Annotated in this window: 10 protein-coding genes; 5 read left to right on the forward strand and 5 right to left on the reverse strand. The window is 66.2% G+C overall.

The genetic code is table 11. The features are described from left to right. Positions 1-26: 26 nt before the first annotated feature. On the forward strand, positions 27-1106 hold the full coding sequence (locus K3181_RS06225; RefSeq protein ID WP_221601798.1) for a mechanosensitive ion channel family protein: 1080 nt from the start codon (positions 27-29) through the stop codon (positions 1104-1106). On the opposite strand, the gene K3181_RS06230 is transcribed toward K3181_RS06225, so the two are convergent. Beyond that, the gene (locus K3181_RS06230) at positions 1103-3430 is read right to left on the reverse strand and encodes a CDC48 family AAA ATPase (protein WP_221601800.1); all 2328 of its coding nucleotides are present in this window, start codon (positions 3428-3430) and stop codon (positions 1103-1105) included. The genes K3181_RS06225 and K3181_RS06230 overlap by 4 nt on opposite strands. 389 nt (positions 3431-3819) lie before the next feature. Here K3181_RS06230 and K3181_RS06235 point away from each other — a divergent pair, with 389 nt between their 5' ends. From K3181_RS06235 to K3181_RS06250, 4 genes are read left to right on the forward strand one after another with little or no spacing between them, the layout of a single operon-like run. Beyond that, on the forward strand, positions 3820-4275 hold the full coding sequence (locus tag K3181_RS06235) for a Cif family virulence factor (RefSeq protein WP_221601802.1): 456 nt from the start codon (positions 3820-3822) through the stop codon (positions 4273-4275). Further along, positions 4272-5198, forward strand: coding sequence for a 5'-nucleotidase, lipoprotein e(P4) family (locus K3181_RS06240; protein WP_221601804.1), 927 nt, complete (start codon positions 4272-4274; stop codon positions 5196-5198). The genes K3181_RS06235 and K3181_RS06240 overlap by 4 nt, the downstream gene beginning before the upstream one ends. A 57-nt stretch (positions 5199-5255) precedes the next feature. After that, a complete protein-coding gene (locus K3181_RS06245) occupies positions 5256-6395 on the forward strand; it encodes an NAD(P)H-dependent flavin oxidoreductase (protein ID WP_221601806.1) in 1140 nt (379 codons plus the stop codon). Between the two features lie 37 nt (positions 6396-6432). Continuing rightward, on the forward strand, positions 6433-7572 hold the full coding sequence (locus K3181_RS06250; protein WP_221601808.1) for a CaiB/BaiF CoA transferase family protein: 1140 nt from the start codon (positions 6433-6435) through the stop codon (positions 7570-7572). 3 nt (positions 7573-7575) lie between these two features. Here K3181_RS06250 and metK read toward each other — a convergent pair whose 3' ends face one another. The 4 genes from metK to prmC all read right to left on the reverse strand — a co-directional run bounded on the left by metK (position 7576) and on the right by prmC (position 12192). Further along, positions 7576-8814, reverse strand: coding sequence for a methionine adenosyltransferase (gene metK, locus K3181_RS06255; RefSeq protein ID WP_221601810.1), 1239 nt, complete (start codon positions 8812-8814; stop codon positions 7576-7578). A gap of 30 nt (positions 8815-8844) precedes the next feature. Continuing rightward, entirely contained in the window at positions 8845-10440 is a 1596-nt protein-coding gene (gene lnt, locus K3181_RS06260) for an apolipoprotein N-acyltransferase (RefSeq protein WP_221601812.1), read from the reverse strand. A 43-nt stretch (positions 10441-10483) separates the two neighbouring features. Continuing rightward, positions 10484-11125: a DUF4167 domain-containing protein gene (locus K3181_RS06265; RefSeq protein ID WP_221601814.1), complete on the reverse strand. Its 642-nt coding sequence runs from the start codon at positions 11123-11125 to the stop codon at positions 10484-10486. Positions 11126-11361: 236 nt separating this feature from the next. Continuing rightward, positions 11362-12192, reverse strand: coding sequence for a peptide chain release factor N(5)-glutamine methyltransferase (gene prmC, locus K3181_RS06270; RefSeq protein WP_221601825.1), 831 nt, complete (start codon positions 12190-12192; stop codon positions 11362-11364). Positions 12193-12274: the final 82 nt, after the last annotated feature.

Genomic DNA, 12274 nt, shown 5'->3' on the forward strand with positions numbered 1-12274 from the left:
TTCGCCCACCCATACCGATTGTCGTAATGCTCGAACGCTACGATCCGCGCAATTGGTCGATCTCCTATGACGGCCTGATCCACACCCTGATCGCGCTGGGCGGATCGGTCGCGCTTGCCCTGCTGGCGCATTGGGTCGCCTTCGTGGTGCTGCGCCGATTGACTCTGACCTCGGAGAGCACGCTCGACGATGCCGTGGTCGAAGCGGTGCGCAAGCCGCTGCGCTGGGCGGCGATAGCCTTCGCGATCGCAGTGGCCGCTGAAAACGATGCGCTGGTCGGGCGCGGCTGGGACGTGCTCGCCCGCTTTCTTACCCCTGCGGTGGTCGGCTGGGTCGCCTATGCCGTCGTGCGCGGGCTCGCGCGCGGCTACGAGGCGCAGATCGGGGAGGCCGAAGATCCGGTAGCCCATCGCGGACGCTTGACGCGTATCGCGATCCTCTCGCGCACGGTGAAGGTGGGGATCATCATCATCACCGTTTCGCTGATCATGCTCAACGTTCCGGGCGTACGCGATATCGGCACGACCATGCTCGCCTCGGCCGGCCTTGCCGCGCTGGCTGTCGGTGCAGCGGCCCAGCCGGCGCTCAAGTCGCTGATCGCGGGCCTGCAGATGGCGCTCACCCAGCCGCTGCGAATCGGCGACCTCGTCAAGGTCGACGGCCAGGCGGGGCGGGTGGAGGAAATCCGCATGAGCTTCGTCACCGTGCGCACCTGGGACGAGCGCGTGCTCGTGGTGCCGACCAGCCGCTTCCTCGACGGCAGCTTCGAGAACTGGTCGCGGGTCAGCGAGAAGCTTACCGGCCCGGTCATGCTGCATCTCGACCCGATCGCCGATGTCGAACCGATCCGTGCGGAATTCGAGCGTTTCGTCCAGGCCCACGCGCTGTGGGACGGGCGCAACCTCCAGTTGCTGATGACCGAAGCCTATCCCGAAAGCATCGAGCTACGCCTGTCGATGAGCGCGGATACGATCGGCGATCTGTGGACGCTGCGCTGCGATGTCCGCGAGCACATGCTTGCCTGGATCAAGCAGAACCAGCCCGAGGCGCTGATCCGCCACCGGCTCGAGGTCGAGGCGGCGAACCAGCGCGTGAAGGGAAGCTAACCCGTCGGTTCGCCGCCGTGCTTCTCGTCGCGGGTGCTTTCGACCATGCCCTCATAGAGAAAGCCGATCGGGCGCACGTCGGCGGCGCGCTTCTTCAGCTCGCCGCGCATCTTGCGGTATTCCTCTTCCATCTGCGAGGTGACCGTGGCGCGGCTGTCGTCGAGCGCGGCGGCAAAATCGACCGCGGCAACATTCTGGACATCCCCGCCTTCGCGGTGAAGCGCGTTGAGGCCTGCCCGACGCACCACGTCCTCCAGATCGGCGCCGGTAAAGCGCTCGGTCTTCCCGGCGATGTCGGCGAGGTCGACGTCATCGGCGAGCGGCATGTCCTTCGTGTGGATGCCGAGGATCTGCTCGCGTCCCGCCTTGTCGGGGGTGCCGACATAGACGAGTTCGTCGAAGCGCCCGGGGCGCAGCAGCGCCGGATCGACCAGCGTCGGGCGGTTGGTCGCACCGATGACCACGACCGACTGCAGTTCCTCGAGCCCGTCCATCTCGGCCAGGATCGTATTGACCACGCGGCCGGTGACCTGCGGTTCGCCCTGCCCGCTGCCGCGAGCGGGCACGAGGCTGTCGATTTCGTCGATGAACAACACGCAGGGGGCGACCGCGCGGGCGCGCTTGAACAGGCGCGCGATCTGCTGCTCGCTCTCGCCATACCATTTTGACAGCAGGTCCGAGCTTTTCAGCGAAATGAAATTGGCATTGGCTTCCTTGGCCACGGCTTTTGCCAAGAGCGTCTTGCCTGTGCCCGGGGGGCCATAGAGGAGGAAGCCCTTGGCCGGACGGATGCCAAGGCGATGGAAGGCCTCGGGGTTCTTCATCGGCAGTTCGATGCCTTCCTTCAGCTTCTCGATCGCGTCGCCGATCCCGCCGATATCGGACCAGCCGATATTGGGCATCTGCACCATGACCTCGCGCATGGCCGAAGGCTGGATGCGCTTCAGCGCGGAGAGGAAGTCCTCCCGCCCGACATAGAGATCGTCGAGCACTTCGGGAGGAATGGTGCGTTCGTCCAGATCGATCCGCGGCATGATGCGGCGGACTGCGTCGATCGCCGCTTCGCGCGCGAGCGCGGCGATGTCTGCGCCGACGAAGCCGTAGGTCGCCTTGGCCAACTCGTTGAGGTCGACCTTGTCCCCCAGCGGCATGCCGCGGGTGTGGATGCCGAGGATCTCGCGCCGTCCGCTCTCGTCGGGGACGCCGATCACGATCTCGCGGTCGAAGCGGCCCGGACGACGGAGCGCTTCGTCGATGGCATCGGGGCGGTTGGTTGCCGCGATCACCACGAGGTTCGAGCGCGCCTCGAGCCCGTCCATCAGGGTCAGCAGCTGCGCGACGAGACGCTTCTCCGCCTCACCGGGCACACGGTCGCGCTTGGGCGCGATCGAATCGATCTCGTCGATGAAGACGATCGCTGGCGCAGCCTTGCTCGCCTGCTCGAACACCTCGCGCAGCGCCTTCTCACTATCTCCATAGCCCGAACCCATTATTTCGGGCCCGTTGATGGTGAAGAAGTTCGCGTCGCTCTCGTTGGCGACCGCCTGCGCAAGACGGGTCTTACCCGTTCCCGGCGGGCCGTGGAGCAGCACGCCCTTGGGCGGATCGACGCCCAGCCGGGTGAACAGCTCGGGATAGCGCAGCGGCAGCTCGACCATCTCGCGCAGTTGCTGGATCGTCTCGCCCATCCCGCCGACATCGTCATAATTGACCACTGCGCGCGCATCGCGCGGCGCCTCGAACTCGGCGCGCAGCTCGACCTCGGTGTTCTCGTCGATATGGACGATGCCCTTGGGACTGGTCGAGACGACGCTGAGGCGGATCTGTGTGAGCGCATAAGCAGGGGCGTTGAACATGCGGCGCACTTCGGGCGGCATGTTCTGCACCGGCTGCTGGCCGGTCGTCGCGACCAGATCGCCGGCGACCAGCGGCTTGCGGAAGAAATTGCGCTTGAGCGCCTGGGCCGGGCCGTGGAGCCGCATCTCGCGCTGCGCGGGGGCGAAGACTACCCGTGTGGCGGGCCGCGACTCGGCGGCGGCGACCTTCACATGCTCGCCCGAGCCGACTTCGGCATTGCCGCGCTGGAGACCATCGAGTCGCACGACGTCGAGGCTCTGGTCCTCGTCATAGGCGGCCATGGCGATCGCCGCGGTCGTGCGCTTGCCGGTGATCTCGACGACACCACCTTCGGTGACGCCAAGCGCCTGGAAGGCGGATCGCGGCATGCGCGCGATGCCCTGCCCGCTTTCGTCCTGCCGTGCCGCCGCCACCTGCAGCCTGACTGTGGTTTCCTCTACCGCTGGTGCAGCGTCCGCATCGGCCATCTGGGCTCGGCTCCATTACTTGTTCGATTTTTCCGGCCCCACTTGGGGACCCGTACCAATCGATGCAATGAGCGAGCCGGGCGCGAAGGTCCAGCCGGTAAGAAAAAAGCCCGGCTGGCGAACCAACCGGGCTTGGAAGTCTTGGGAGAGGATGCCTGAAAGGCAGGGAGAGATATGCTGGCGGCCGCCTTTTTGTGCAAGTGCGAAAAGAACAAGGATTGTTGCGTGACGCGCAACTCGTATAGCAGAAAAGTCGCCAAGTGTCTGAAATGCGTGATTGCAGTTTATTGCACCGAAACGAAATCGCGTTGCACTGCACAATCCATCGCCTCCGATAGACACCGCAGGAGGCTAGTGACAGCGCCCGGGCGCTGGATTACGGCAAGTCCATGGAGCGTGGAACGCAAGAGGACGCAAGGGCGATCGAGCACCTGGTCGCCGAGGCCTATACCGTGATCTCGGGGCCGGCTGGCGAACCGAGAGACTGGGCCGCGATGCGCGCGATGTATTGGCCCTGCGCACGCATGACCGCCATTCGCGCCGACGGCACCGAGAGCTGCACGGTCGAGGAATACATCGCGACCAAGCGCGATTTTCTCACCGATCGGGGCTTTTCCGAAAGCGCGCTCGTCAACCGGATCGAAGTCTTCGGCGCGATCGCGCATGCTTGGTCGTCCTACTCGGGCGACTGGACCGAACCGGATGGGACCCAAGGCGCGACGCGCGGCATCAACTCGTTCCAGTTCAGGCGCGACGAAAACGGCGAGTGGCGCATCCATTCGCTGCTATGGCAGGTCGAGACACCCTCCCTCCCCCTTCCTGCCGATATGGAGGCAAGAGCATGACCCGCCTGATTCTGATCGCGACCAGCGCCCTCGCGCTGGCCGGCTGCGCCATCGCCGATGCAGCTCCGATTGCGAGCGCACCCGCGCCGGAAGTGGGCGATGAAAAGCCTGCGCCCGATACGATGCGCTGGCTCTACGCTTCGGGCGAAGCTGCCGGTGCCTCGATCCAGACCTGGCGGCAGATCGCGGATTACGCCATCTTGGTCGCGCAGCAACGCGAGGCTCCGCAGTCGGTGCCGCTCGGCCTGCCCGATGCGGACGGCGGGATCGGCACGCCATCCTGCCTGCGCGCCGACGGCTCTGCCAAGCCTTTCGCCGCGGTCTTCGATGTCGACGAAACCGTTCTCCTCAACACCGGCTACGAATACTGGCAGGCGTTCAGCGGCAAGTCCTTCGAACCGGACGAATGGAAGCAATGGGCAGACAATGGCGCGGGGATCGCCCAGCCCGTGCCTGGCGCGGTCACCGGGCTCAGGCGGTTGCGCGAAGCGGGCATCACCGTGATCTTCAACACCAATCGCAATTCCGACACGGCCGCCGGCACCGTGGCCGCGATCGAGGCGGCCGGGGCCGGGCCCGCGGTCCATCTCGAAAACCTGTTCCTGCGCGGCGACGATGCCATGGGCAGCCGCAAGGACGGCCGCCGTGCGCGCATCGCCGACAGCTATTGCGTGATCACGATGGCGGGCGACAACCTCGGCGATTTCGCCGACGTCTTCAACGCCGATGGCGACGCGATTGCCGCGCGCCGCGCGATGGTGGCGCGCGGCGCCTATGCGCAGCTGTGGGGCAATGGCTGGTTCCTCGTGCCCAACCCGGCTTACGGGGCCTGGCAGAAGGGCACCGTCGGCGAGGTCTTCCCGCCCGAGACGCGGTGGAAGCCCGAACCCGGCGATGCCCCGGCGATCATGGAAGGCCAGTAAACATCGCTTGCGCCTCTGCGTGGCAGGGATAGGGTAGGTTTCAAGGGAGAGACCTAAATGCCTATGAACCGCGTGTGCGAGATGACCGGGGCGGAATTCCCGCTCTTCGCCTTCAGCCACTGCCGCGACGTGGTCGCCGCCGTCAGCAAGGCCGGCGGCTTCGGCGTCCTCGGCGCCACGCGCTTCACACCCGAACAGCTTGAGGAAGAACTCGCCTGGATCGACGCGCATGTCGATGGTGCACCCTATGGGGTCGACGTGCTCGTACCCGAAGTCATCGACCCGCGGGTGCGCGAATTGTCCGACAACAAGAGCCGCGCCGCTGCGATCGATCCCGCCTACCAGGGCTTCGTCAACTCGGTACTCGGCCAGTACGGCATTGCCCCCGAACCCGAAATGCCCATCCTGAAAGAGCGGATGGGCATCACGCCCGAGAACGGCCTCGCACTGATGGAGGTCGCCTTCCGCCACCCGATCAGGCTCATCGCCAATGCGCTTGGTATCGCGCCGGCCGCGATGATCGCGGAAGGCAAACGTCGCGGCGTTCCCGTGGCCGCACTCGTCGGCGCGAAGGAGCACGCCATCCGCCAGGCCGAAGCAGGGGTCGACATCATCGTCGCGCAGGGCACCGAGGCCGGCGGGCACTGCGGCGAGGTCTCGACGCTGGTGCTGATCCCCGAAGTCGTTCGCGAACTCGCCCGTGCGGGGCACGAGATCCCCGTGCTCGCGGCGGGCGGGATCATGACCGGCGGGCAGATGGCCGGGATGATGGCGGCGGGAGCGCAGGGCGCCTGGACCGGCTCGATCTGGCTCGCCACGCCCGAAGCCGAGACGAGCGAGGCCTTCCGCGACAAGATGGTCGCGGCAAGGAGCCGCGATACGGTCCGTTCACGCAGCCGCACGGGCAAGCCCGCGCGTCAGCTCAAGACCGCCTGGCACGACGCCTGGGACGCGGCCGAAGGCCCGGGTACGCTGCCGATGCCGCTGATGGGCATGGTCTCAGAGCCGGCTTTCGCGCGGATCGAGCGCGAGGCCGCGGCAGGCAACGAAGGCGCGCGCGAACTGGTCAGCTATTTCGTCGGCCAAGGCGTCGGGCTGGTCGAGCAGGTCCGCTCGAGCCGGCAGGTGGTGCAGGACTTCCGCGAGGAATTTCTCGAGGCGGTCGGCGGACTTGCCGCAGCAGTCGGCATGGAGTGACTTGACCGGCGTCGGCCACCCGCGCAAGCCGCGAGCCATGTGGCTCGACGAACCTCGCAATCCGAATGCTCCGCTCGCAGGGCTCAAGGTCCTCGAACTGGCCCGCGTCTTGGCCGGCCCCTGGGCGGGCCAGATCCTTGCCGATCTGGGTGCCGACGTCATCAAGGTCGAAAGTCCCGATGGCGACGGGACTCGCAAGTGGGGCCCGCCTTGGGTCGAGCGCGCGAACGGTGAGCGCGAAGCGGCCTATTACCACGCGACCAATCGCGGCAAGCGGTCGATCGTCGCCGACTTCAAGGATGAGGACGACCTCGGCCGCGTGTGCGATCTTGCCACATCGGCAGACGTAGTGCTGGAGAATTTCAAAACCGGAACGCTGGCGAAGTTCGGGCTGGACTACGCCAGTCTCGCCAAGGCCAACCCGCGCCTCGTCTATTGCTCGATCACGGGCTTCGGCCAAACCGGACCGCGTGCCCACGAAGCCGGATATGATTTCGTCATCCAGGCGATGAGCGGCTTCATGGCGCTGACCGGCGAACCGCAGGGCCAGCCGATGAAGATGGGGATCTCGATCTCCGATCTCACATGTGGGCTCTACTCAGTCATCGGTATTCAGGCCGCACTCGCCATGCGCGAACGCACCGGGCGCGGACAATTGGTCGACATGGCCCTGCTCGACTGCTCGGTGGGTCTGCTCGCAAGCCAGGCGCTGCATTTCCTCACCATCGGCGAGAACCCGCCGCGGATGGGCAACGAGCACGCGCAGGTGAGCGCCTATGGCGTCTTCCCGGTCGTCGATGGCGAGGTGGTGCTGGCGCCTGCCAATGACGGGCTGTTCCGCAGGCTGCTTTCGCTGCTCGGCCGCGAGGATCTGCTGGGCGAGGAGAAATTCGCCACCAACGAGGGTCGGCTCGCCAATCGCGCCGAGCTCGACGCGATCATCGCCGCCGAGACCTGCAAGTGGCAGATGGACGAGCTGCTCGCCGATTGCGCCGAAGACGGCATCCCCGCCGGTCGCGTCAACGCGATCGACGCGGTCTTTGCCGAAGCGCAGGTGAAGGCACGCGGCCTGCGTGTGGACCTCGACGGCATCCCCGGCGTGCGCAGCCCGTTCACCTTCTCCGAAGCCGAACTCGCTCTCGACCATCCCAGCCCGCGCAAGGGCGAGCACGGCTAGGGATCAGCCAAGTGCGGCCTTGAGGTCGTCGACCAGGTCGGTGCGTTCCCAAGGGAAGGTATCGCCTTCAGCCTGACGTCCGAAATGGCCATAGGCTGCGCTCTTGCGGTAGATCGGCTTGTTGAGGCCTAGGTGCGTGCGGATACCGCGCGGGGTCAGACCACCGAGCTTCTCGATGTTGCGGATCGCCACTTCGAGCCCTTCGTCGGTCACACCCTCCGCACAGGTGCCGTGAGTGTCGACATAGAGCGACAGCGGTTTCGAAACGCCGATCGCATAGCTCAGCTGGATCGTGCAGCGCTTGGCAAGGCCTGCCGCAACGATGTTCTTGGCAAGATAGCGTGTGATGTAGGCGGCCGAACGGTCGACCTTGGTCGGGTCCTTGCCGCTGAATGCGCCACCCCCATGCGGAGCCGCCCCGCCATAGGTGTCGACGATGATCTTGCGACCCGTGAGGCCGGCATCGCCGTCAGGGCCGCCGATCTCGAAGGCACCGGTCGGGTTGATGTGCCACTCGGTCTCGTCCGATACCCAGCCGTCGGGCAGGATCTCGGCGACGACCTTCTTAACATAGGCCTTGAGTTCGGCTTCCTTCTCACCCTCGTGGTAGCCCTTGCCATGCTGCGTCGAGACGACGATCGCGGTGCAGGCGACCGGCTTGCCATTCTCGTAGCGCAGCGACAGCTGGCTCTTGGCATCGGGTTCGAGGAAAGGGGCCGCACCGCTCTTGCGATCGGCGGCGAGGCGCTCGAGGATCTTGTGGCTGTAGTCGAGCGTCGCCGGCATGAAATCGGGAGTTTCATCGCAGGCGAAGCCGAACATGATGCCCTGGTCGCCCGCGCCTTCGTCCTTGTTGCCGCTGGCATCGACGCCCTGCGCGATTTCCGCCGACTGTCCATGAAGGTGGTTCTCGAAGGTCAGCGTCTGCCAGTGGAAGCCGTCTTGCTCGTATCCGATCTCGCGCACCGTATGGCGCACTGCGCGTTCGATCTCTTCCTTGGCCCCCGGAGCCCAGCCGCCGTTCTCGGCCCAGTCAGGGTTGTTGGCGTCGTACATCGGGGCACAACGAATTTCGCCCGACAGGATCACGCGCTGGGTGGTGGTCATGGTCTCGCAAGCCACGCGGGCCTCGGGATCCTTCCCCAGCATCAGATCGACGATGGCGTCCGAAATCTGGTCTGAAACCTTGTCGGGATGGCCTTCCGAGACGCTCTCGGACGTGAAGAGAAAGCTGGTGCGCATGAAACTGGATTTCCCGATATAAAGAAGTCTTTATGTGTCTTTCGCGCGGTAGCCTCCTGCGCGGCGCATGGCAACCAGTGAAAGCCCCAACAATAGTACGACCCATAGCAGCGTGAGCCAGTGACCGAGCCGGGCGAACCAGGTCGGCGCATGCGCGGGAGGCACGACCGTATCGATCCGCCCGGCGACATTGCGGCCGATATGCTCGCGCACCACGCCGCGCGCGTCGATCACCGCGCTTATGCCGGTGGTCGTCGAACGCAGGACGGGGAGGCCTTCCTCGGCCGCCCGCATCCGCGCCTGCGCCAGATGTTGCGGCGGGCCCCAGGCGCCGAACCAGCCGTCGTTCGAGGGATTGAAGATATAGTCGGGGCGGTGTTTCCGGTCGGCGACCGCTCCGGAGAAGACGATCTCGTAGCAGATCTGGATGCCCGCCTTGCCGTAGTCGCCCAGGTCGAAGCTCTGCGGCCCCGGACCGGGGATGAAATCGATCGAACCTGCCACCAGGCGCGACAGGCCCAGCGGCTCGAGCAGGTCGCGCATCGGCAGATATTCGCCGTAGGGCACGAGGTGCTCCTTGGCGTAGCGCTGGCCCAGCTGCCCCTTCGAATCGATGGAGGTGACCGAATTGTAGGCCCCGATAGCGCGTTCGCGCCCGTCGACCGTGCCGATCTCGAGGTCCACCAGGCCGGTCAGGAGCAGGCTGTCGTTCCCGATAACGCGGCCGATCCGCGTCCGGGCGAATGCGGGATCACCACCCGCAGTCATCTGGTTGTAGTAGCGCTGCGGATAGCCGTCGCGCAGATAATCGGGGACGCCGCTTTCGGGCCACAGCACGAGGCGGTGGCTGAGCGGTTGCCGGGGCACGCTGAGCGCGGCGATGCTCTGAAACTGGTCCTCGAACTTGGTCGCGTCGTTGATGTCGTCCTGGCGCAAATTGGGCTGGACCAGCGTCAGCGGAAGAATGCCCTGATCGGCCTTGCCCGCGGGCCAATAGAGCAGCGCGGTCACCGCCACCACCAACCCCGCAGCCGGCACCCAGCGCCGCCTCCCGACGAGCGCCGCGCCCGAGACGGCGAGCGCGACAACGATCCCCGAAAGAGCGTAGCTGCCAACGAAAGGCAGCAGCCGGGCGAAGCCCGGCCGGTCCCATGGCCCCACCACCATCATCGACAGGGGCCCCCAGCTGTAACCCGTGAACACCCAGCTGCGCAGCCATTCCGCCGCGATCCAACTGGCGCCGAAGGCCAGCGCGAAGACCGGAAGGCCGCTGCGCCGCGCCACCAGCCAAGCGGCGCAGGTGGCGAAGGCAGGCCAGACGGCGAGATAGAGCGACAGCAAGGGCACCGCGGCCCAGCCGAGCACGGCGGGCATTTCCGCCTGATAGGTGAAGGCGGTGGCGATCCAGTTGTTGGTGACGGTGAAATGCGCCACGCCGAACAGCCAGCCGGCCAAAAGCGCGCGCCTCCAGCCGGGCGACTGCCAGGCGAGCCAGCCGAAGGCGCCGATCGCGGCAAGCCCCAGAGGCCAGAGATGGAAAGGCTGGAACCCGAAAGCAGACGCCGCGCCCAGCACGAGCGCGGCGAGATTCGGGTGCGAGCGGGCCAAGCCGGGGATTTTCTCCATCGGCTTGCCCCCTTAGATGGTCAGGTCAGCACTGCAAGCGCGATCAGCCGACCGCGCTCACTTCGCTTTCATCATCCTGCTTGCGCTTGCGACGACGCGGGGCAGGCTTGTCCTCGCCCTCGCTCGCACCGATCGAGGGCGGCAGCACGGCAGCGTCGATTTCGCCGTCGCCGTCCTGACCCTGCTTCGCCTTGCGCGGAGCACGGCGCTTCTTGGGAGCGTCCTCTTCCTCGTCACGGCGGGTGAAGGGGTTTTCCGAAGGCTCGTACTCGCGGGAATCGGCATCGTCACCGGACCGGGGCTTGCGGCCACGGTCCTTGCGATTGCCCTCGTCCTGCTCGTCGCGCCGCCCGCGCGGACGACGATTGCCGCGGCGGTCGTCGCCATCGTCATCGTCGTCATCGTCGCCCTGACCGCCGCGATCGTCGTGGCGCTTCGCCTTGGCTTCTTCCTGGCGCGCCTTGTTGTCGGCGATCACGCGGAAATAGTGGTCGGCGAACTGCAGATAGTATTCGGCCTGGACGCGGTCGCCATTGTGCTGGGCGTCCTGCGCGAGCTTCTTGTACTTGTCGAGCAGCTGCGGGGCATTGCCACGAGCGCGGCTATCGATGCGATTGGCGTTGTTGCCACCGCCCTGATTACGATTCCCGCGTCCGCGACGACGGTTGTTGCGATTGGTGTTCAAGGGTAGCTGGTCCTCATTCAATGCGCGGCGCGAACCGAACCGGTCCACATCTGGCCGCGTGACCCCTTGCGCGGCTGCGCCTGTCGCAACTCGCGTGCCCCGGTCTGTGCATGGTATGCAGGGCCGAAGCCGCGCACCAAAACTGCAATGTCGGAGCTGGAACCGGCGGGGAGGCGTTAGCCGCGCACCGCTGGCCTGTGGCCAGAGGTAAAGGCTCGAATCGGCTTTGCCAAGCCCTAAGTGAGAATCAGTGCCCGCGGACGTCCGCCGAGGTCCTGCTGCATGGTCACTGCGAAGCCCGATTCGCGGGCCAGCTGCGAAACCGCGTCCTCCTGAGTCGCACCGATTTCCAAGACGACCACACCGCCCGGAAAAAGAAGCTTGCCAAGGTGCGGGACGATGGCGTGATAGTCGTCAAGCCCTTCGACTCCGGCGAACAGCGCGGAAGCCGGTTCGTAATCGCGCACGTCCGGATCGAGCGCGGCTCCGGTCTCGACATAGGGCGGATTGCACAGGATCAGGTCGAACTGGCCGAGCGGTGCCGCCCAGCCCTCGTCGAGCCAGCTCGCCCTGACAAATTGGGCGCGGTCGGCCAGTCCGAGGCGTTCGCCATTGGCCGCTGCCACGCGGACTGCCGCCGGAGAGGCGTCGATGCCGATACCGCTCGCCTCGGGACGCTGGTCGAGAAAGGCCAGCAGCAGCGCACCCGTTCCGGTGCCCATGTCGAGCACGCGGGCATCGGGCCGCGCCGCCCCGAGCGCCGCGCGGACGATGGTTTCGCTGTCGCTGCGCGGGATCAACGTGTCGGGGGTGACGGCGAAGTCGAGCCCGAAGAATTCCTGCACGCCGAGCAGGTGGGCGATCGGTTCATGTGCCAGACGGCGGGCGACCAGTTGCTCGAACTCCGCCAGGTGGTCCTCGGCCGCGTCGCGCATCCGCTCCAGCAGCATCTGCGAGCGCGAGGCATCGAGCACATGCGCCATCAGCAGTTCGGCATCGAGCCGCGCGGTGTCGCTGGTGGACGAAAGGCGGGCTGCTGCCTTGCGGATGGCGTCGCCGACGGTCATTGTCGCGCGCCGGGCGACTGTCCTTCGACAGGCTCAGGACGAGCGGACGCTGACGCGGGTCCAACCCACACCCGCTCAGCCT

Source organism: Qipengyuania mesophila (genome assembly GCF_019711655.1).
Taxonomy (GTDB): domain Bacteria; phylum Pseudomonadota; class Alphaproteobacteria; order Sphingomonadales; family Sphingomonadaceae; genus Qipengyuania; species Qipengyuania mesophila.